This window comes from Metapseudomonas boanensis (genome assembly GCF_042232855.1).
In the GTDB taxonomy this organism is placed as follows: Bacteria; Pseudomonadota; Gammaproteobacteria; order Pseudomonadales; family Pseudomonadaceae; genus Metapseudomonas; species Metapseudomonas boanensis.
The window spans coordinates 3943394-3965287 of the sequence record NZ_CP113889.1 but is presented as its reverse complement, the minus strand read 5'-3'; the positions used below and the strand labels follow the sequence as shown (position 1 = coordinate 3965287).

Sequence of the window (21894 nt, the reverse complement as noted above, 5' to 3'; positions counted from 1 at the left end):
GAATCAATCGCGCATCGGAGTTGGCGCGATAACTTCGCGCGAACCGTTGCCGTTCATGGCGCTCACGACGCCGGCCATCTCCATCGCCTCGATCATGCGTGCGGCCCGGTTGTAGCCGATCTTCAGCTTGCGCTGCACGGCAGAAATCGAAGCGCGACGGCTTTCGACCACGAAGCGCACAGCTTCGTCATACAGCGGGTCGTCCTCGCTGCCTTCACTACCGCCTTCGCCACCTTCTCCGCTGCCGGAGAAGCCGCTACCGCCCTCCTCCACGCCAGCCAGAATATCCTCGATGTAGTCTGGAGCGCCGCGCAGCTTCCAGGCCTCAACCACGCGGTGCACCTCATCATCGGACACGAAGGCTCCATGCACGCGAATCGGCAGGCCGGTCCCCGGCGGCAGGTAGAGCATGTCGCCGTGGCCCAACAGCTGCTCGGCACCACCCTGGTCAAGGATGGTGCGCGAGTCGATCTTGCTCGAAACCTGGAAGGCCATCCGGGTCGGGATGTTGGCCTTGATCAGGCCCGTGATCACATCAACGGAGGGGCGCTGGGTCGCCAGGATCAAGTGGATGCCGGCTGCACGAGCCTTCTGGGCGATACGCGCGATCAGCTCCTCAACCTTCTTGCCGACGATCATCATCATGTCGGCGAACTCGTCGACTACAACGACGATGGTCGGCAGCGTCTTCAGCAACGGCGCCTCGTCGTCCATGCTTTCGCGACGGTAAAGGGGATCGGTGAGCGGTGTGCCCGCCTCTTCGGCATCCTTGACCTTGCGGTTGAAGCCGGCGAGGTTTCGCACCCCCATGGCGGCCATCAGCTTGTAGCGCCGCTCCATCTCGGCCACGCTCCAACGCAGCGCGTTGGCGGCCTCCTTCATGTCAGTGACCACCGGACAAAGCAGGTGCGGAATGCCTTCGTAGATGGAGAGTTCCAACATCTTCGGGTCGATCATGATCATCCGCGCCTGCTCGGGCGTGGACTTGAACAGGATCGACAGGATCATGGCGTTGACCCCAACCGACTTACCAGAACCGGTCGTACCAGCCACCAGCAGGTGAGGCATTCTCGCCAGGTCGGTGATGATCGGTTTACCACCAATATCATGACCAAGGGCCAGAGTGACGGGGGACTTGGCATCGTCGTACTCGGTCGAAGACAGCACTTCGGAGAAGCGCACGATCTGGCGGTCCTCATTGGGGATCTCGATCCCCACTGTGGTCTTGCCAGGAATCACTTCCACCACGCGCACGCTGATAACTGCCAGTGAGCGCGCAAGGTCCTTGGCCAGGTTGGAAATGCGACTGACCTTGACCCCGGCCGCCGGCTGGATCTCGAAGCGGGTAATCACCGGTCCCGGATGGACCGACTCCACCAGAACCTCAACGCCGAACTCCTTCAGCTTGATTTCAAGCAGGCGGGACATCGCCTCCAGGGACTCGGGCGAGTAGCTCTTCTGCTTTTTCTCAGCCACATCCAGCAGGGAAATCGGCGGAAGAGTGCCTTCCACGGCCGAGTCGATGAACAGCGGTGCCTGCTTTTCTTTCTGCACCCGCTTGCTTGGCTCGGTGGGCTTGGGCGGCGGCGGCGCAGCGATCACAGGAGCCGGGCGTTTCTCGCGCTCGGTCATGTGCTTGGTCAGCGCCTCCTCTCGCTCGATCAAGCGTTCCTTGACCTTGGCCTGCTCGCGGCGGTCCGCGATGACCGGAGCTGCGACCTCACTAACCCGATCTTCCACCTCACGCAACTTCGCCACCAGCTGCTTGCGTTCGGCACGGGCACTCCACCAGCGGTTCACCGCGCTCTGGATCAACTCGAAGAGGTCGAGGGTAATCTTGCCCGTGAGGTCCATCACCTTGAACCACGACAAGTCGGTGAATACGGTCAGGCCAAAAAGGAACAAGGCAAAAAACAGCAATGTGCTGCCCTGCACATTGAGCGCCGCGACCGCAAGGTGGCTGAGGCTTTCGCCTAACGCACCACCTGCCGAGGCTGGCAACCCTGCATGATCCTGGAAATGGATATCCGCGAGCGCCGCCCCGGAAAGCACCAGGAAAACCAGTCCTATGAGCCGCCAGGAGAACAACCAGCCGCTCCAGTCGATCGGCTCGTGGCGATGCTGGAACACCTGGAGCGTCTTGACGGCCAGGAGCAGCGGAAACACATAGGCGAAATAGCCCAGAGCCATGAACAGGATGTCTGCGAACCAGGCCCCGAGGCGTCCAGCCGCGTTTTGCACTTGCTCGACGTTGCTGGTGTGCGTCCAGCCCGGGTCGGAAGAGTCGTAGGTCAGCAGTGCCATCCAGAGGTAGAGGCACAGTGCGCCCAGCGCGATCAACGCACCTTCCTTGAGGCGATAATGCAATTGCTGGCGCCAGACGGGCGTCTGGGCTCTGGTCGTGGAGTTCTTCAAAACGCGTCTTTTCCTGCGCCCTGGGCGCGTTCAAGAGTCGGTGAGGGCATCATGCCGGCCGCAACTGCCGCCCATTGTACGGGTTTGGCCGCGCGATGCCACGCACGCCGGGCAGTGGCCGCAGCGTTTTGCCGCTGTCTCATGCTTCGGTGTAGCATAGCCGGCAACGATTTGTGTGATGCTCAATTGGAGCATGCATTCTCTTTCGTGACAAAGACTTATGAGGCCTTTTTATGAGCGAAGTCAAGCATTCCCGATTGATCATTCTGGGCTCCGGCCCGGCTGGATACAGCGCTGCCGTCTATGCTGCGCGCGCCAACCTCAAGCCTGTCGTGATTACTGGTATCCAGCCCGGCGGCCAATTGACCACCACTACTGAAGTGGACAACTGGCCCGGTGACGTCGAAGGACTCACAGGTCCAGCACTCATGGAGCGTATGCAAAAGCATGCCGAGCGCTTCGACACAGAGATTGTCTACGACCACATCCATACGGCAGAGTTGCAGACCCGCCCGTTCGTCCTGAAGGGCGACAGCGGCACCTATAGCTGCGACGCCCTGATCCTCGCTACTGGCGCATCAGCGCAATACCTCGGCCTGCCATCCGAAGAGGCTTTTGCCGGTAAAGGCGTTTCCGCCTGCGCGACCTGCGATGGTTTCTTCTATCGCAACCAGGTGGTCTGCGTGATCGGCGGCGGCAACACCGCGGTCGAGGAGGCACTCTACCTGGCAAACATCGCCAAGGAAGTCCATCTAATCCATCGTCGCGACAAGCTGCGCTCCGAGAAGATCCTTCAGGACAAACTGTTCGAAAAGGCTGAAAACGGTAACATCCGCCTGCATTGGAACCACACCCTCGACGAGGTGCTGGGCGATGCCAGCGGCGTGACCGGCGTCCGACTGAAGAGCACCGTAGACGGTACAACCAAGGAATTGGCGCTGGCCGGCGTGTTCATCGCCATTGGCCACAAGCCGAACACCGACCTGTTCCACGGCCAACTGGAAATGCGCGACGGTTACTTGCTGGTCAAGGGCGGCTCCGAAGGCAACGCCACGGCAACGAGCATCCCGGGCGTGTTTGCTGCCGGTGACGTAGCAGATCACATCTACCGCCAAGCCATCACCTCGGCAGGTTCGGGCTGCATGGCCGCCCTGGACGCCGAAAAGTTCCTCGACGACAACTGACAGGCTCCGCAGTGGCGGGCCACCGACCCGCCCTGCCCTCCCCCATGCTCACCTGGCTGCAACGCGAATCTCTCGAATTCCCCCCCTTGGAACGCGCCCTGCGCGAGCCCAACGGGCTGCTTGCCGCTGGCGGCGACCTCACTTCCGAGCGCCTGATCCAAGCTTATCGCCATGGTTGCTTTCCATGGTATCAAGAGGGGCAGCCCATCCTATGGTGGTCGCCGGACCCACGTACCGTGCTACCACCGAACGAAATCCACATCTCCCACAGCCTCGCCAAACTGATGCGCCAGCAACGATTTCAGGTCACCTTCGACCATGACTTCGCCGGAGTGATACGCGGCTGCGCCGGCCCGCGCAGCTATGCCGATGGAACCTGGATCACGCCGGCGATGCAGGCCGCATACATCGAATTGCATCGCATCGGGGTCGCCCACTCGGTAGAAGTCTGGCTCGAAGGCGAATTGGTCGGTGGCCTTTACGGCCTTGCCATGGGCAAGCTGTTCTTTGGCGAGTCCATGTTCAGCCGCATCGATAATGCGTCGAAGGTAGGTTTCGCCACGCTGGCCCAGCACCTTGGCAAGTGGGGTTTTGCGCTGATCGACTGCCAGATGCCGACCCAGCACCTACAAAGTTTCGGCGCCAGAACCATCAGTCGGGCAGCATTCTCCCGCAACTTGCAGCTTTACCTCGACCAACCCAATAGCGCGGACTGGATTGCCTAGGCGAGCCCAGCAGGCTGGCTTACACTTGCTGAAGGGTTTTCCCGGGGATTGATCATGACCGAGCTGGCTCGCCTGAAGTTTTATGCCACTCAACCGCATCCTTGCAGCTATCTGCCCGAGGAGCAGGCGACTACGCTGTTCCTCGACCCCAGCCAGCCCATGGATGTAGATGTCTATGCCGAGCTCTCGGAGATGGGCTTTCGCCGCAGTGGCGACCATCTCTACCGCCCCCACTGCCAGCGCTGCAATGCATGCGTACCCGCACGCATTCCCGCTGATCAGTTCATCCCTAACCGCCAACAAAAACGCATCCTCAAGCGCAACAGCGACCTGACCGTCACCGCCGCCAGACCTGTCTTCAGCGAGGAGTATTACGCGCTCTATGTCCGTTACATCGAGCAACGCCATGCCGATGGAGACATGTATCCACCGAGCCGCGACCAGTTTTCCACCTTCCTGGTGCGCGACCTGCCGTTTTCGCGCTTTTATGAGTTCCGACTGAACAACCAACTGATGGCCCTGGCTGTCACCGATCTTCTGCCCAACGGCCTTTCCGCCGTCTACACCTTCTATGACCCGGACGAAGAGCGTCGAAGCCTGGGCCGCTACGCCATCCTCTGGCAGATCGGCGAAACCGCCCGACTGGGACTGCAGGCGGTCTATCTCGGCTACTGGATCAAAAACTGCCGTAAGATGAGTTACAAGACCCAGTACCGCCCCATCGAGCTCTTCGTTAACCAGCGGTGGGTCGCCCTTACCTGAGCCCCTTGGCGAGCAGTGCTGTTTTCGGGCACAATGCACGCCGTTTTTGCCCGCCGCCAATCGTGGCAGGGCCCATCATTGAATACCGAGGGCTTTACTGCATGTCGAAAGAAGACAGCTTCGAAATGGAAGGCACTGTCATCGACACCCTGCCCAACACCATGTTCCGTGTGGAGTTGGAAAATGGGCACGTCGTCACCGCGCACATCTCCGGCAAGATGCGCAAGAACTACATCCGCATCCTGACTGGCGACAAGGTTCGTGTCGAGCTGACGCCCTACGACCTGAGCAAAGGCCGCATTACCTACCGCGCCCGCTGATCGCTCAGTCATAAAAAAGCCCGGCCAAACCGGGCTTTTTTTGTGGCCTGGTCTCAGGCCATCTCCACCGTCGTCTCGAACTCGAAGAACAACTCGTTATCCTTGACGTCGACGTGCACCACTCCACCATGCTCGGCCAACTCGCCGAAAAGAATCTCCTCCGCCAACGGTCGCTTGATCTTGTCCTGGATCAGTCGAGCCATGGGGCGAGCGCCCATCTGCGCATCGTAACCACGCTCAGCCAGCCAGCCACGCGCCTCATCGCTGACAACCAGTTGCACACGCTTGTCTTCCAACTGGGCCTGGAGCTCGGTGAGGAACTTGTCCACCACGCTCTTGATCACTTCATGGCTCAGACGACCAAACTGGATGATAGTGTCCAGGCGGTTGCGGAACTCCGGCGTGAAGCTCTTGCGGATGACTTCCATGGCATCGGACGAATGATCCTGCATGGTGAAGCCAATTGACGCACGCGCGGCGGTCTCAGCCCCCGCATTAGTGGTCATGATCAGGATCACATTGCGGAAGTCCGCCTTGCGGCCGTTGTTATCGGTCAGGGTGCCATGGTCCATGACCTGCAAGAGCAGGTTGAAAACCTCGGGATGCGCCTTTTCGATCTCATCGAGCAGCAACACGCAGTGCGGTGTTTTGGTAATGGCTTCGGTGAGCAAGCCACCCTGATCGAAGCCCACGTAGCCAGGAGGTGCACCGATCAACCTCGACACGGTGTGACGCTCCATGTATTCCGACATGTCGAAGCGCACCAACTCGATACCCATCGCCTTGGCCAGCTGACGCGCCACCTCGGTCTTGCCGACACCCGTCGGCCCAGCGAACAAGAAGGAACCTACCGGCTTGTCGGGAGCCTTCAGCCCTGCCCGAGATAGCTTGATGGCAGTGGAGAGCGAGTCGATTGCCGCATCCTGACCGAAAACCGTCAACTTGAGGTCACGCTCCAAATTACGCAGCAGCTCCTTATCAGAGCTGGTGACGTGCTTAGGTGGAATTCGCGCGATTTTCGCGACGATGTCTTCTACCTGGGCAACCTCGATCCGCTTCGCGCGCTTCTCTTCAGGCTGCAGGCGCTGATACGCCCCCGCCTCATCGATCACATCAATGGCCTTGTCCGGCATGTGGCGATCGTTGATATAGCGGGCCGCCAATTCAGCCGCAGCACGCAGAGCCTCATCACTGTATTCGATATGGTGATGCTGTTCGAAACGCGCCTTGAGGCCCTTGAGGATTCCTACGGTGTCCTCGACCGAAGGCTCCGTCACGTCCACCTTCTGGAAACGCCGCGCCAGAGCACGATCCTTCTCGAAGATCCCGCGGAACTCCTGGAAGGTGGTCGAGCCAATGCAGCGAATCTCGCCGGACGACAGCAACGGTTTGAGCAGGTTGGACGCATCCATCACTCCGCCAGAGGCGGCACCGGCACCGATGATGGTATGGATCTCGTCGATAAAGAGAATGGCATGAGGACGCTTGCGCAGCTCATTGAGCAGTGCCTTGAAGCGCTTCTCGAAATCACCACGGTACTTGGTGCCTGCCAGCAGAGCGCCGAGGTCCAGGGAATACACCACACTGTCGGCCAGCAGATCAGGCACCTGGTTGTCGACGATGCGCTTGGCAAGGCCTTCGGCGATGGCGGTCTTTCCGACGCCCGCCTCGCCAACCAGCAAGGGATTGTTCTTGCGACGCCGCGCCAGGATCTGCGCCACGCGCTCCACCTCCGGCTCACGCCCCACCAGCGGATCGATACGCCCCAGGCGCGCCAAATCGTTCAGATTGCTGGCGTACGCATCCAGAGGATGGCCGGAAGCAGAGGATTCGCCCCCCTCATCGTCCTGCATTTCCTGCTCATTGTCGTGCTGCTCACCATGGCCTGGCACCTTGGAAATGCCATGAGCGATGTAGTTCACGACATCGATACGCGCAACGCTTTGTTGCTTCAACAGGAAAACCGCCTGGCTTTCCTGCTCACTGAAGATCGCAACAAGCACGTTGGCGCCAGTCACTTCACGCTTTCCGGAACTCTGCACATGGAACACCGCGCGCTGAAGCACCCGCTGAAAGCCCAGCGTCGGCTGCGTTTCGCGATCTTCATCGTGCTGCGGTATCAGCGGTGTGGTGGAGTCGATGAATTCCTGCAGGTCATGCCGCAACTTGTCCATATTAGCGCCGCAGGCGCGCAACACTGCAGCGGCCGCTTCATTATCCAGCAGGGCGAGCAGCAAGTGCTCGACCGTCATGAATTCGTGACGCTTGGCGCGTGCCTCCTTGAAGGCCAGATTGAGGGTGACTTCGAGCTCGCGGTTTAACATGGCTTCACCTCATACCCAAGCGGTCGGCGTTAACCGTCCTTCTCGATCTCACAGAGCAGCGGATGCTGGCTCTCTCTCGCATATTGATTGACTTGCATGGCCTTGGTTTCGGCGATGTCGCGCGTGAACACACCACAAACTGCCCGTCCCTCCGTATGCACAGTCAGCATGATCTTGGTGGCCAGCTCCCGGTTCAGACCGAAGAACACTTCGAGCACCTCGACCACGAAATCCATAGGGGTGTAGTCATCGTTAAACATCACCACCTTATACATGGGTGGTGCCTGCAGGGCCGGCTTGGCCTCCTGCACCGCCAGGCCGGTGGAGTCGTCCTCATGATGCTGCGGACCGTCCTGATTGAATGTTAGTCGAATCTGGCTGCTTGCATGCATGCTGGAAATAAAGGTCATTGATTGAATGAAAGAGGCCGTTGGAAAGACTTTGATCCGCCTCTCAGCGGGTATCGGCAATAGCTTGACTAACGGCAAAACGGTGTTACAACCACTAAATACCCGCTTTCGGGTATGAGGGGTTCCGCGCCTTGCAGCTTTACGTGCCATTGGTGCGGGGTCGAAGTGGATGATACTCCAGTGATGGAGTCCTTTGCAGAGGGATGTCAGCATGCTTAGCGGTAAGGTCAAGTGGTTCAACAACGCCAAAGGCTACGGATTCATCCTCGCCGAAGGCCGAGATGAGGACCTGTTCGCCCATTATTCGGCCATCCAGATGGATGGTTACAAAACGTTGAAAGCTGGCCAGCCGGTAAGCTTCGATATCATCCAGGGCCCGAAAGGGCTGCACGCCGTAAATATCCGGCCGGTCACGACAGACTCCGAAGCCCCCGCAACTGCCAGCCTCCCACAGGGCAGCACGATTGAAGTTTGAGCCCAGTAATATTTAGGCATAAAAAAGGCCGGTCAGATGACCGGCCTTTTTGTTTTCGCCCCGGACTCACATGTGAGCGATGATGGCGTCGCCGAACTGCGAGCAGGACAGCAGCTTGGCACCCTCCATCAGACGCTCGAAGTCGTAGGTCACGGTCTTCGCAGCGATGGCTCCGTTGGTGCCCTTGATGATCAGGTCGGCAGCTTCGCCCCACCCCATGTGGCGCAGCATCATCTCAGCAGAGAGGATTACCGAACCCGGGTTGACCTTGTCCTGGCCAGCGTACTTCGGCGCAGTGCCGTGAGTGGCTTCGAACATGGCAACGGTGTCGGAAAGGTTGGCGCCGGGAGCGATACCAATACCACCTACTTCAGCCGCCAGAGCGTCGGACAGGTAGTCACCATTCAGGTTCAGGGTCGCGATAACGTCGTATTCGGCCGGACGTAGCAGGATCTGCTGCAGCATGGCGTCGGCGATAGCATCCTTGACCACGATGCTCTTGCCGGTGCTCGGGTTCTTGAACTGCATCCACGGGCCACCGTCCAGCAGTTCGGCGCCAAACTCGTCACGCGCTACTTCGTAGCCCCACTCTTTGAAGGCACCTTCGGTGAACTTCATGATGTTGCCTTTGTGGACGATGGTCACGGAGCTGCGATCGTTGTCCACGGCGTATTGCAGGGCCTTGCGAACCAGGCGCTTGGTGCCTTCCAGGGAAACCGGCTTGATGCCGATGCCGCAGTTCTCGGTAAAGCGGATTTTCTTGACGCCCATTTCCTCGGTGAGGAACTTGATGACTTTCTCTGCCTCAGGGGTGCCGGCTTTCCACTCCACGCCTGCATAGATGTCTTCGGAGTTCTCGCGGAAGATCACCATGTCGACGTCGCCTGGCTTCTTCACCGGGCTCGGAACGCCTTCGAACCAACGCACAGGGCGCAGGCAAACGTACAGATCCAGCTCCTGGCGCAGGGCAACGTTCAGGGAGCGAATGCCACCACCGACCGGAGTGGTCAGCGGGCCTTTGATGGACACGACGTAATCACGGACAGCTTCCAGGGTCTCTTTCGGCAGCCAGGTGTCCTGGTCGTAGACCTGAGTGGCCTTTTCACCGGCATAGACTTCCATCCAGGAAATCTTGCGAGCCCCGGCGTATGCCTTGGCAACGGCAGCATCCACCACTTTGATCATGACCGGGCTGATGTCGACGCCAATGCCGTCGCCTTCAATGAAGGGGATGATCGGGTTGTTCGGTACGTTCAAGGACATGTCCGCATTGACGGTGATTTTGTCACCGACTGCCGGCACCTGGATCTTTTGGTATCCCATGCTGAGCTCCGTGTTGTGGTTGAACCCTCTTGCAGCTCGAAAGCGTACCCCAGTTGGGCCGCCCGAAACTACATGTTCCTTAGTCGAAATCGAGCGCTAGCGTCACCCTATCGAATGGGGTGATATACTACGCGACGTGACTTAACAGTCATCGAGGTTCGAGCAGCCTGGGACCAGACTGACTCCCCTCGCAGCGGCCAAGCCACCACCAGGGCGCGGTCGTGCAACGCTCTACTGGCGCTCCAATACCCCCGCGGCAATTCTCGAGTTCAGCTCAAAGTCGACGTTGAGCGGATGCGTCTACCAACACGCTTCGAGACTCTGTGCGCGCCCAGAAAAGAAGAGAGTTAAACGTTAATGTCTAATCGTCCGAAGATTACCTACACCTTCACCGACGAAGCCCCAGCGCTCGCCACCTACTCGCTCCTCCCCATCGTCAAAGCCTTCGCCGCCTCGGCGGGCATCGACGTCGAAACCCGCGACATTTCTCTTGCAGGACGCATCCTCGCCACCTTCGCTGACAAGCTTGAAACCGAAAAGCGCATCGAAGACGATCTGGCCTACCTGGCGGATCTGGCAACTTCGCCAGATGCCAATATCATCAAGCTCCCGAACATCAGCGCCTCCGTTCCGCAACTCAAAGGCGCCATCGCCGAGCTGCAGGCCAAAGGCTATGGCGTGCCTGATTTCCCGGAAGATCCGCAGACCGACGAAGAAAAGGACGTCCGCGCACGCTACGCCAAGATCCTGGGCAGCGCTGTCAACCCGGTCCTGCGCGAAGGCAACTCCGATCGCCGCGCCCCGGCCGCGGTCAAGGCCTACGCCCGCAAGCACCCGCACTCCATGGGCAAGTGGAGCATGTCCTCGCGCTCTCACGCCGACTACATGCGCGGCGGCGACTTCTTCTCCAGCGAGCAGTCCATCACCATGGACAAGGCCGGTGACGTCCGCATCGAGTTCGTCGGCAAGGACGGCAAGGTCGAGGTGAAGAAGCAGCTGAGCCTGCAAGAGGGCGAAGTCTTCGACAGCATGTTCATGAGCTGCCGCAAACTGCGCGACTTCTTCGAGAAGACCCTGCAGGACTGCAAGGAAAGCGGTGTGATGTGGTCCCTGCACGTCAAGGCGACCATGATGAAGGTGTCCCACCCGATCGTCTTCGGCCACGCCGTCAGCGTCTATTACAAGGACGTGTTCGACAAATACGGCGAGCTGTTCAAGGAACTGGGCGTCAACCCGAACAACGGTATCAGCAGCGTCTACGACAAGATCAAGACCCTGCCGGCTTCCCAGCAGGAAGAAATCCTCCACGATATCCACGAGGTGTACAGCCACCGTCCGGAAATGGCCATGGTCGATTCCGTAAAGGGCATCACCAACCTGCACATCCCGAGCGACGTAATCGTCGACGCCTCGATGCCCGCCATGATCCGCAACTCCGGCCAGATGTGGGGCAAGGACGGCAAGCAGAAAGACACCAAGGCAGTGATGCCGGAAAGCACCTATGCCCGCATCTACCAGGAGATGATCAACTTCTGCAAGACCAACGGCGCCTTTGACCCGACCACCATGGGCACCGTGCCGAACGTTGGCCTGATGGCGCAGAAGGCCGAAGAATACGGTTCCCACGACAAGACCTTCGAAATGACTGCCGACGGCAGCATGCGTGTGGTCCTGGCCGATGGCACCGTGCTGATGCAACACGAAGTGGAAGCCGGCGATATCTGGCGCGCCTGCCAGACCAAGGACGCGCCGATCCGCGACTGGGTCAAGCTGGCCGTCACCCGCGCCCGCCAGTCCAACACGCCGGCGATCTTCTGGCTGGACCCGGAACGCGCCCACGACCGTGAACTGCAGAAGAAGGTCGAGACCTACCTGCAGGACCACGACCTGACCGGCCTGGACATCAGCATCAAAGGTTACAACGAAGCCATCCGCACCAGCATGGAGCGCCAGATCCGTGGCCTGGACACCATCTCGGTGACCGGCAACGTGCTGCGTGACTACCTGACTGACCTGTTCCCGATCATGGAGCTGGGCACGTCGGCCAAGATGCTCTCCATCGTTCCATTGATGGCAGGCGGCGGCATGTACGAAACCGGCGCCGGCGGTTCGGCACCGAAACACGTGCAGCAGCTGGTGGAAGAGAACTACCTGCGCTGGGACTCCCTCGGCGAATTCCTGGCTCTGGCGGTATCCCTGGAAGAGACCGGCATCAAGACCGGCAACGCCAAGGCCAAGCTGCTGGGCAAAACCCTGGACGAAGCCACCGGCAAACTGCTCGACAACAACAAGTCGCCGTCGCGCAAGGTTGGTGAGCTGGACAACCGCGGTAGCCACTTCTACTTGGCGCTGTACTGGGCCCAGGCCCTGGCCGCTCAGGACGAAGATGCCGAGCTGAAGGCCCACTTCGCTCCGCTGGCCAAGACCCTGACCGAGCGGGAAGCGGTGATTGTCGCCGAGCTGAACGGTGCCCAAGGCAAGCCAGTGGACATCGGCGGCTACTACCGCTCGAATCCGGAGCTGACCAGCCAGGTGATGCGTCCCAGCACCACTTTCAACACCGCAGTCGACAGCCTGGCCTGATCGCCACACGTCGTAGCAGGAAACCCCGGGCCAAGGCCCGGGGTTTCTTTTTGGAGTCGACAACGCCATATCATGTCGATTTTTGCAGGAGCCCCCTGATGAGCTGGCAACCCCACATCACCGTCGCAACCATCGTCGAAGACCAAGGCCGCTTCCTGCTGGTGGAAGAGCGTGCCGACGGCCGCAACGTCCTCAATCAGCCCGCCGGCCATCTCGAGCCCGACGAGACTCTGCTCGAAGCCGCCCTGCGCGAAACCCTTGAAGAAACCGGCTGGGAAGTCGAGCTCACTGGCGTAACCGGTATCTACCTCTATACCGCCCCCAGCAACGGCGTGACTTACCAGCGCGTCTGCTTCGCCGCCCGCCCCCTCCGCCATCACCCCACGCGCGCACTGGACGACGGCATCATCGGCGCACGCTGGCTGACGCGCGAAGAACTGGAGGCCCAGTCGGCGCACTGGCGCAGTCACCTGGTAGCGCGCTGTATCGACGACTACCTGAAAAGCGAACGTTTCCCCCTCAGCCTGATCCGCGTCGCCTGACCACCCCTTGCGCTGTTAGAATTCCGCTTTTGCTCACCAGCCAATGCAGATTCCCATGCGTGATCCAGCCAATACCCGCGTCATAGTCGGCATGTCCGGCGGCGTCGATTCCTCGGTTTCCGCCCTCCTGCTCCTCGAGCAGGGCTACCAGGTGGAAGGCCTGTTCATGAAGAACTGGGACGAGGACGACGGCACTGAATACTGCACCGCAAAGGTGGACCTGGCTGATGCCCAGGCCGTCTGCGACCGCATTGGTATCAAGCTGCACACCGCGAACTTCGCAGCCGAATACTGGGACAACGTGTTCGAGCACTTCCTCGCCGAATACAAGGCCGGACGCACCCCAAATCCGGACATCCTCTGCAACCGAGAGATCAAGTTCAAAGCCTTCCTCGATTATGCACTGTCCCTGGGCGCCGACCTGATCGCGACCGGCCACTACGTCCGCCGCCGCGACCTCGACGGCCACACCGAACTGCTCAAGGGCCTGGACCCGAACAAGGACCAGAGCTACTTCCTGCATGCGGTGGGCGGTGAACAGATTGCCCGCACCCTGTTCCCGGTGGGAGAACTGGAAAAGCCGCAAGTGCGTGCAATCGCCGAGAGGTACGGCCTGGCCACGGCCAAGAAGAAAGACTCCACTGGTATTTGCTTCATCGGCGAGCGGCGCTTCACCGACTTCCTCAAGCAGTACTTGCCGGCGCAGCCGGGCAACATCGAGACCGTCGAGGGCGATGTCATCGGCCGCCACCACGGCCTGATGTACCACACCATCGGCCAGCGCCAGGGCCTGGGCATCGGCGGAATGAAGGACGCCAGTGATGACCCCTGGTATGTGCTCGCCAAAGACCTCAAGCGCAACGTCCTGGTCGTTGGCCAAGGTAACGAACATCCCTGGCTGTTCTCGCGTTCGCTGCACGCCTCCGAGATCTACTGGGTCAACTCGATCGACCTCGACCAGCCCCGCGCCCTCAAGGCCAAGGTGCGCTATCGCCAGAGCGACCAACCTTGCACCCTGGAGAAAACCGCTAACGGCTATCGCGCCACATTCGACAAGCCGCAACGTGCCGTAACACCGGGCCAATCCGTGGTGTTCTACGATGGTGAAGTCTGTCTCGGCGGCGGCGTGATCGAAGCTGCCGACCCCTGGGACGACGGAGTCCAGCGCCCATGAACCAGACGCAGGAACAACTGATAGCGCTGGGTGCGGTTTTCGAAGCCGCGTCCCTGGTCGACCGAATTGCCAAGACAGGCCAGATCAGCGAGCCACCACTGGGCTGTATGCTCGGTAGCTTGCTGGTACGCGACCCCAAGTCGACCCTTGAAGTCTACGGCGGCGACGACCTCAACCTGCGCGACGGCTACAAGGCCCTGGCAAGCGCTCTCGAGCGCGAACCCGCCAGCCTGCAGCGCGAACCACTCCGCTATGCCCTTGCCCTACTCACCCTGGAACGCCAACTGGCCAAGCGCGACGACATGCTGGACACCATCGGCACCCGCCTGGACCAGATCCAGCAGCAAGTGCAGCACTTCGGCCTGATCCACGACAACGTCATCGCCTCATGCGCCGGCCTCTATCAAGATACCTTGAGCACCTTCCGGCAGCGGATTCAGGTGCATGGCGACATGCGTCACCTGCAACAACCCAGCAATGCAGCGAAAATTCGCGCCCTGCTGCTGACTGGCATACGTGCCGCGCGCCTTTGGCGTCAGCTCGGTGGCAACCGCTGGCAATTGCTCTTCAGTCGCCGGAAGCTACTCCGCGAACTCTACCCCCTGCTGCGCAGCTGAACCGTAGTCCGGCAGCACTGGCCGGGCCGCCCGACCAACTTCGCGCCGAACGGCCATCGCGCGGTAGCGGCGGGCAGGATCAAATCCATGTATGATGTGCGCCCCTTTTCGTTGACCGATGTCCGAGAACGCCCTCATGCAGCTTTCGTCGCTCACCGCGGTTTCCCCCGTAGACGGCCGCTACGCCGGCAAAACCAGCGCCCTGCGCCCGATCTTCAGTGAATACGGTCTGATCCGTTGCCGTGTCCAGGTGGAGGTTCGCTGGCTGCAACGCCTCGCCGCCCACGCTGGCATTCCGGAAGTCGCGCCCTTCTCCGCCGAAGCCAATGCTCTGCTGAATCAGCTGGCAGAAGACTTTCAACTGGAGCATGCCGAGCGCATCAAGGAAATCGAGCGCACCACCAACCACGACGTCAAAGCAGTCGAATACCTGCTCAAGGAACAGGCTGCCAAGCTGCCGGAACTGGCCAAAGTCAGCGAGTTCATTCACTTCGCCTGCACCAGCGAGGACATCAACAACCTGTCCCACGCCCTGATGCTGCGCGAAGGCCGTGACCAGGTGATCCTGCCACTCATGCGTCAGGTTGCCGACGCTATCCGCGACCTGGCCGTGCGCTTCGCCGACGTCCCCATGCTCTCCCGCACCCACGGCCAGCCGGCCTCGCCGACCACCCTCGGCAAGGAAATGGCCAACGTCGTCTACCGCCTGGAGCGCCAGATCGCCCAAGTGGCGGCCGTGCCGCTGCTGGGCAAGATCAACGGCGCCGTCGGCAACTACAACGCGCATCTCTCGGCCTACCCGAAGGTGGACTGGGAAGCCAATGCCCGCGAATTCATCGAAGGCGACCTGGGTCTGGCGTTCAACCCCTACACCACCCAGATCGAGCCGCACGACTACATCGCCGAGCTGTTCGACGCCATCGCCCGCTTCAACACGATCCTCATCGACTTCGACCGCGACGTCTGGGGCTATATCTCCCTCGGCTACTTCAAGCAGAAGACCATTGCCGGCGAGATCGGCTCCTCGACCATGCCGCACAAGGTCAACCCGATCGACTTCGAGAACTCCGAAGGCAACCTGGGCATCGCCAATGCACTGTTCCAGCACCTGGCCAGCAAACTGCCGATCTCCCGCTGGCAGCGCGACCTGACCGATTCCACCGTACTGCGCAACCTGGGCGTCGGCTTCGCCCACAGCGTCATCGCGTACGAAGCTTCCCTCAAAGGCATCAGCAAGCTGGAGCTAAATGCTCAACGTATTGCGGAAGACCTGGACGCCTGCTGGGAAGTTCTGGCCGAGCCGGTGCAAACCGTCATGCGTCGCTACGGGGTCGAAAACCCCTATGAGAAGCTCAAGGAACTGACCCGTGGCAAGGGCATCAGTCCCGAAGCCCTGCAGACTTTCATCGACGATCTGGCCATTCCGGCCGAGGCGAAGGCCGAGCTGCGCAAACTGACCCCAGCAGGCTACATCGGCAATGCCGTAGCCCAGGCCAAGCGCATCTGATCGAATTTGCACCCGTGCACGCCCGGCTGCGCCGGGCGTTTTTATTTCAAGGGCTTAGATATGAATCCTGATATTCCTCTTCAACTCCTGGGCGGCCTGACCGCGCGCGAATTCCTGCGCGATTACTGGCAGCGCAAACCGCTGCTGATCCGCCAGGCGCTGCCCGATTTCGAAAGCCCGATCTCGCCGGACGAACTGGCTGGCCTTTCCCTGGAAGAAGAAGTGGAGTCCCGCCTGGTCCTCGAACACGGCGAGCGCCCCTGGGAGCTGCGCCGCGGCCCTTTCGCAGAAGACACCTACCAAAACCTGCCGGAGCGCGACTGGACCCTGCTGGTCCAGGCAGTTGACCAATTCGTCCCGGACGTCGCCAACCTGCTCGAGCACTTTCGCTTCCTGTCAAGCTGGCGCATCGACGATGTCATGATCAGCTTCGCCACACCAGGCGGCGGTGTGGGCCCGCACTTCGACAACTACGACGTTTTCCTGCTCCAGGGACATGGTCGCCGGCGTTGGAAGCTCGGTCAGATGTGCGACGCCGAAAGCCCCCTACTGCCCCATGCAGACCTACGCATCCTCGCTGACTTCCAGGAGACCGACGAGTGGGTCCTCGAGCCCGGCGACATGCTCTACCTGCCGCCACGTTTGGCTCACTACGGCATTGCCGAAGACGACTGCATGACCTACTCGGTCGGTTTCCGCGCCCCCAGTGCAGCAGAGGTACTGACCCACTTCACCGACTTCCTCGCCCAGTTCCTGCCGGACGAAGAGCGCTACAGCGATGCCGGGACCCTGCCGGCCAGCGACCCCCACCAGATTCAGCATGACGCCCTGGATCGCCTCAAAGCTCTACTCCAGGAGCATATGGGTGACGAACGACTGCTGCTGACCTGGTTCGGCCAGTTCATGACCGAGCCCCGCTATCCCGAGCTGGTCGCTGGAGCCGAAGTGGCAGAGGAGGACTTCCTCGACGCCATCGAGGGCGGGGCCGTATTGGTTCGCAACCCGAGCGCGCGCCTGGCATGGTCCGAAGTGGATGAAGACCTGGTGCTGTTCGCCAGCGGCCAGAGCCGTCTGCTGCCGGGCAGCTTGCGCGAGCTGCTCAAGCTGATCTGTGCCGCAGAAGCCCTGCATCTTGAGAATCTCGGCCAATGGCTGGCGGATGACGAGGGGCGTAAGCTTTTGTGGGAACTGATCAAGCAAGGAAGTCTGGAGTTTGCCGATGAGTGAAATACATGTCCGCATTGCCGACTGGCAGAAGGACAATGCAGATCTGCGACGTATCCGCGAAGCTGTATTCATTGCCGAGCAGTCCGTAGCCCCCGAACTGGAATGGGATGGCGAAGATGCTGATGCCGTCCACTTCCTCGCCTTCGAGCGAGACTATGCTATCGGCACTGCGCGCCTGCTGACGGATGGTCATATCGGCCGGGTGTCGGTGCTCAAGGACTGGCGCGGATTGAGAGTGGGCGACAGGCTGCTGCAAGCGGCAATTGCCGAAGCGGAACGCCGAGGACTGAAGCGCCAGATGCTCACGGCACAGGTCCACGCAACGGCATTCTACGAACGCCACGGCTTCAAGATCGTCAGCAGCGAATTCCTGGAAGCCGGCATCCCCCACGTAGACATGCTGCGGGAAAGCGACTAGAGGTCGAAATGAAGAAGAACGCCCCGGAAACTGCAGAAAACGACGTCGAATCAGCGTCCATCGAATTCCAGTCGTCGGGGCGCTTCACTGTCTACAACCCCTCCCCGAGCCAGCCTGACTCCCAGGGCTGGGAACCGGCCCCCCACGTCCTCGGCGAACACCAGGCAATGGAGCGATTCAGCAGCCCTGAACAAGCTCGCGCCCACGCCCTGGCGCTGCTGCAGCAAGCCCGCCGGAGCCTATGCCTGTATACCCCCGATCTCGAGCCCTGGCTGTACCACAACAGCAGCATCCAAGACGCCTGCACGCGATTCCTGCTGGCCGATCCGAAGAACCAGATGCGCATCCTCGTACGCGACCCCAGCCGCGCCACGAAGGAAGGACACAGGCTGCTCCATCTGAGCCGCCGACTCTCGAGCAACCTTCATATCCGCCGGCTGAATCCCAACCATCCTTCCGAAGAACGGGCCTACCTGCTGGCCGACGACCGCGGACTGCTCCTACGGCCCGAGCCCGGCCAGTTCGCCGGTTACACCCTGTATAACGACCCCGGACGGACTCGCCTGCAGCAGATACGATTCGACCAGGCCTGGGACCTCAGCATCAGCGATCCGAACTTGCAGAGTTTTCTCCTATGACGCCTCGCGCCATACTAGCTGCCGTGCTCGTGCTGCTTTGCCTGTCCGTACAGGCCGCAACCGAGCTGATTGCACTGAAGTACCGCAGCGCGGATGAGCTGTTGCCCATGGCGCAATCCGTGCTTGGCAACGAAGGGCGCGCAAACGCCTATGGCAACCAGTTGATCGTCAATGCTTCCCCGGCCAAGATTGCCGAACTGCGCACCCTCCTCGACCAACTCGACACCCAGCCCAAGCGCCTTCTGATCAGCGTCGACACCAACGACAGCAGCTCCCAGAACGATCGGGGCTATGCGGTGAATGGCTCCATCAGCGCCGGCAGTGTCGAGGTCCATTCCGGCCAGGGCGAAGTCCATGGCGGCGACCAGGTCCGTATCATCCGACGTAGCACCAACAGCCGGGGAGCCGGCCTACAGCAGGTGCAAACTACCGAGGGCTACCCTGCGCTTATCCAGGTCGGCCAAAGCGTCCCCATTACCACGACCAGCTCCGGACCTTACGGCGAGGTCTACAGCAACACCGAGTACCGTAACGTCACCCGCGGCTTCTACGTCACCGCCAGCCTCAGCGGCGAACTGGTGCACATCAGCATCAGCAGCAACCGCGATCGCCTGAACAGCAGCCAGCCTGGCGTCATCGACGTACACAGTACAGACAGCCGAGTCAGCGGCCGGCTGGGCGAGTGGATCACCATTGGCGCCGTCAGCGAAGACAGCCAGGTCGATCAGCAAGGCTTCCTGCGCCGCAACAGTACCCAGGGCCGCGAGGACATGACGATGCGAGTTAAGGTCGATGTCGTCGAGTGACCGCTCAACCTGATCCAGCTCGCGCCATCAGCAGGCCGCCCCGATCGTGACGACCTGCTGCCTGTTTCTCCCCCACAAAGGCCTTGAGGTCGAGCTGATGCGGCCTGACCAGGCAAGCGCTTTTCGACCGCCCAGTCTCATCCGAAAGTCTTATGTAGTAGCCATAAAAAAACACTACAAAACGTTTGACGAACACTTTTTTGCATAGCATGATGGCCTCGCTCCCGCTAGCCAGGGGCCCTGAATAGGGCCTCCGGATCGCGCTCCCAGCCAACCAGCCGAGCCGATCCGTGTTGTAACAGCCCATAAGGCAGTGCGACGAGGTTGCGACTGGAACGAAGTTGTCCTGAGGGACGGGGAAGCGTCAGTAACATCCGCAAGATCGAAGGCAGTGCCCGACAATCGTCTGCAGGCAACCACGAGCCGGCAAATGGCGAAGCGAGCGCAAAACCACCCATCGATCGAGCAGACTGTTCAATTCGTCACCCCTCCTCAGACACATCCTCGTATCAGCCGATCCTTCGACGCGCTGCGGTGAGCAACCCGCAATAACCTTCAGAACGCAGGTTTTTGAGTGGGTAAGTCGGTGCTCAACCACATATACACTTTGAAGGATTGACCATGTCCGCTTATCAAAACGACATCAAGGCCATTGCCGCACTGAAAGAAGTGAACGGCAACAGCTGGAGCGCTATCAACCCGGAATCCGTCGCTCGCATGCGCGCCCAGAACCGCTTCAAGACCGGTCTGGATATCGCCAAGTACACGGCTGCCATCATGCGCAAAGACATGGCCGAATACGACGCCGACTCCTCCGTCTACACCCAGTCCCTGGGCTGCTGGCACGGCTTCATCGGTCAGCAGAAGCTGATCTCCATCAAGAAGCACCTGAAGACCACCAACAAGCGCTACCTCTACCTGTCCGGCTGGATGGTCGCCGCCCTGCGCTCCGAGTTCGGCCCGCTGCCGGACCAGTCGATGCACGAAAAAACCGCCGTTTCCGGCCTGATCGAAGAGCTGTACACCTTCCTGCGCCAAGCCGATGCCCGCGAACTGGACCTGCTCTTCACCGCCCTGGACACTGCCCGCGCTGAAGGCGACAAAGCCAAGCAGGATGAGATCCAGGCCCAGATCGACAATTACGAAACCCATGTAGTACCGATCATCGCCGACATCGACGCCGGCTTCGGTAACCCGGAAGCGACCTACCTGCTGGCCAAGAAAATGATCGAAGCCGGTGCCTGCTGCATCCAGATCGAGAACCAGGTTTCCGACGAGAAGCAGTGCGGCCACCAAGACGGCAAAGTAACCGTCCCGCACGAAGACTTCCTGGCCAAGATCAACGCGGTTCGCTACGCCTTCCTCGAGCTGGGTGTTGACGACGGCGTGATCGTTGCCCGTACCGACTCCCTGGGCGCCGGCCTGACCAAGCAGATCGCCGTCACCAAGCAACCGGGCGACCTGGGCGACCAGTACAACTCCTTCCTGGACTGCGAAGAAGTCTCCGCTGCCGACCTGAACAATGGCGACGTGGTGATCAACCGCGGCGGCAAGCTGCTGCGTCCCAAGCGCCTGGCTTCCAACCTGTTCCAGTTCCGCAAGGGCACCGGCGAAGACCGCTGCGTCCTGGACTGCATCACCTCGCTGCAGAATGGTGCCGACCTGCTGTGGATCGAGACCGAGAAGCCGCACGTTGGCCAGATCAAAGGCATGGTTGACCGCATCCGCCAGGTCATTCCGAACGCCAAGCTGGTGTACAACAACAGCCCATCCTTCAACTGGACCCTGAACTTCCGCCAGCAGGTGTTCGACGCCATGGTTGCCGAAGGCAAGGATGTGTCGGCCTACGATCGCACCAAGCTGATGAGCGTAGAATACGACGAGACCGAACTGGCCCAGATCGCCGACGAGAAGATTCGCACCTTCCAGCGCGACGGTTCGGCCCACGCCGGCATCTTCCACCACCTGATCACTCTGCCGACCTATCACACTGCCGCGCTGTCCACCGACAACCTGGCCAAGGGCTACTTCGCCGACCAAGGCATGCTGGCCTACGTGAAAGGCGTTCAGCGTCAGGAACTGCGCCAGGGCATCGCCTGCGTCAAGCACCAGAACATGGCTGGCTCCGACATCGGCGACAACCACAAAGAGTACTTCGCTGGCGAAGCTGCTCTGAAGGCCAGCGGTAAAGACAACACCATGAACCAGTTCCACTAAGGAGCTGCCGCCGACTGACCACGAACCAGTCGGACATGGTGAATCAAGGAACCCCAGTGCTCGCACTGGGGTTTTCTATTTTGAGACTGCAGATGGATCAAGCGCAGCGATACCCCTCTGCACCTCACGCAGGGAATCGGCCAACCCATCCTACGATCCTGCACCTACCTGCACTTGCCGCTGCTTGCGCAGCCGCTGCCAATGCTTTAAATCTCGCTGAAAAATCC

At 60.5% G+C, this 21894-nt stretch carries 19 protein-coding genes; 15 read left to right on the top strand and 4 right to left on the bottom strand.

The window, feature by feature from the left end; translation table 11 throughout:
- Positions 1–3: 3 nt before the first annotated feature.
- On the bottom strand, positions 4–2415 hold the full coding sequence (gene ftsK, locus OXH74_RS18505; RefSeq protein ID WP_375738265.1) for a DNA translocase FtsK: 2412 nt from the start codon (positions 2413–2415) through the stop codon (positions 4–6).
- Positions 2416–2648: 233 nt separating this feature from the next.
- On the opposite strand from ftsK, the gene trxB reads away from it, so the two are divergent.
- The 4 genes from trxB (at position 2649) to infA (ending at position 5406) form a co-directional block, all read left to right on the top strand.
- Positions 2649–3599 carry a thioredoxin-disulfide reductase gene (gene trxB / locus OXH74_RS18500; RefSeq protein WP_375738264.1) on the top strand — a complete coding sequence of 317 codons (951 nt, stop codon included), beginning with the start codon at positions 2649–2651 and terminating at the stop codon, positions 3597–3599.
- 44 nt (positions 3600–3643) lie between these two features.
- On the top strand, positions 3644–4324 hold the full coding sequence (gene aat / locus OXH74_RS18495; protein ID WP_375738263.1) for a leucyl/phenylalanyl-tRNA--protein transferase: 681 nt from the start codon (positions 3644–3646) through the stop codon (positions 4322–4324).
- 54 nt (positions 4325–4378) lie between these two features.
- Positions 4379–5086, top strand: coding sequence for an arginyltransferase (locus OXH74_RS18490; RefSeq protein WP_375738262.1), 708 nt, complete (start codon positions 4379–4381; stop codon positions 5084–5086).
- Between the two features lie 101 nt (positions 5087–5187).
- The gene (gene infA, locus OXH74_RS18485) at positions 5188–5406 is read left to right on the top strand and encodes a translation initiation factor IF-1 (protein WP_016492441.1); all 219 of its coding nucleotides are present in this window, start codon (positions 5188–5190) and stop codon (positions 5404–5406) included.
- Positions 5407–5459: 53 nt separating this feature from the next.
- On the opposite strand, the gene clpA is transcribed toward infA, so the two are convergent.
- On the bottom strand, positions 5460–7730 hold the full coding sequence (clpA, locus tag OXH74_RS18480) for an ATP-dependent Clp protease ATP-binding subunit ClpA (protein ID WP_375738261.1): 2271 nt from the start codon (positions 7728–7730) through the stop codon (positions 5460–5462).
- 29 nt (positions 7731–7759) lie between these two features.
- Positions 7760–8122: an ATP-dependent Clp protease adapter ClpS gene (gene clpS, locus OXH74_RS18475; RefSeq protein WP_069086497.1), complete on the bottom strand. Its 363-nt coding sequence runs from the start codon at positions 8120–8122 to the stop codon at positions 7760–7762.
- Positions 8123–8351: 229 nt separating this feature from the next.
- Between clpS and cspD the strand changes: the two genes are divergently transcribed.
- Positions 8352–8615: a cold shock domain-containing protein CspD gene (gene cspD / locus OXH74_RS18470; protein WP_375738260.1), complete on the top strand. Its 264-nt coding sequence runs from the start codon at positions 8352–8354 to the stop codon at positions 8613–8615.
- Between the two features lie 66 nt (positions 8616–8681).
- Here the strand turns inward: cspD and icd are convergent, their stop codons facing one another.
- Entirely contained in the window at positions 8682–9938 is a 1257-nt protein-coding gene (gene icd / locus OXH74_RS18465; protein ID WP_375738259.1) for an NADP-dependent isocitrate dehydrogenase, read from the bottom strand.
- Between the two features lie 357 nt (positions 9939–10295).
- Here icd and OXH74_RS18460 point away from each other — a divergent pair, with 357 nt between their 5' ends.
- The 10 genes from OXH74_RS18460 to OXH74_RS18415 all read left to right on the top strand — a co-directional run bounded on the left by OXH74_RS18460 (position 10296) and on the right by OXH74_RS18415 (position 21667).
- Complete coding sequence (locus OXH74_RS18460) at positions 10296–12521, top strand: NADP-dependent isocitrate dehydrogenase (protein ID WP_375738258.1); 2226 nt, start codon at positions 10296–10298, stop codon at positions 12519–12521.
- A gap of 98 nt (positions 12522–12619) precedes the next feature.
- Complete coding sequence (locus OXH74_RS18455) at positions 12620–13063, top strand: NUDIX hydrolase (protein ID WP_375738257.1); 444 nt, start codon at positions 12620–12622, stop codon at positions 13061–13063.
- A 55-nt stretch (positions 13064–13118) separates the two neighbouring features.
- The gene (gene mnmA, locus OXH74_RS18450) at positions 13119–14237 is read left to right on the top strand and encodes a tRNA 2-thiouridine(34) synthase MnmA (RefSeq protein ID WP_375738256.1); all 1119 of its coding nucleotides are present in this window, start codon (positions 13119–13121) and stop codon (positions 14235–14237) included.
- Positions 14234–14854, top strand: coding sequence for a high frequency lysogenization protein HflD (gene hflD, locus OXH74_RS18445; RefSeq protein WP_375738255.1), 621 nt, complete (start codon positions 14234–14236; stop codon positions 14852–14854). Before mnmA ends, hflD begins: the two co-directional genes overlap by 4 nt.
- A 136-nt stretch (positions 14855–14990) precedes the next feature.
- Complete coding sequence (gene purB, locus OXH74_RS18440; protein WP_375738254.1) at positions 14991–16361, top strand: adenylosuccinate lyase; 1371 nt, start codon at positions 14991–14993, stop codon at positions 16359–16361.
- 60 nt (positions 16362–16421) lie between these two features.
- Positions 16422–17588 (top strand): JmjC domain-containing protein, encoded by a 1167-nt coding sequence (locus tag OXH74_RS18435; RefSeq protein WP_375738253.1) that lies wholly within the window; start codon positions 16422–16424, stop codon positions 17586–17588.
- Positions 17581–18006, top strand: coding sequence for a GNAT family N-acetyltransferase (locus OXH74_RS18430; RefSeq protein ID WP_215369794.1), 426 nt, complete (start codon positions 17581–17583; stop codon positions 18004–18006). The genes OXH74_RS18435 and OXH74_RS18430 overlap by 8 nt, the downstream gene beginning before the upstream one ends.
- Before the next feature lie 8 nt (positions 18007–18014).
- Positions 18015–18644, top strand: a complete 630-nt coding sequence (locus OXH74_RS18425; protein WP_375738252.1) for a histone acetyltransferase HPA2 — start codon at positions 18015–18017, stop codon at positions 18642–18644.
- Complete coding sequence (locus OXH74_RS18420) at positions 18641–19450, top strand: secretin N-terminal domain-containing protein (RefSeq protein ID WP_375738251.1); 810 nt, start codon at positions 18641–18643, stop codon at positions 19448–19450. The genes OXH74_RS18425 and OXH74_RS18420 overlap by 4 nt, the downstream gene beginning before the upstream one ends.
- Positions 19451–20071: 621 nt before the next feature.
- Positions 20072–21667, top strand: coding sequence for an isocitrate lyase (locus OXH74_RS18415; RefSeq protein ID WP_375738250.1), 1596 nt, complete (start codon positions 20072–20074; stop codon positions 21665–21667).
- Positions 21668–21894 lie beyond the last annotated feature (227 nt).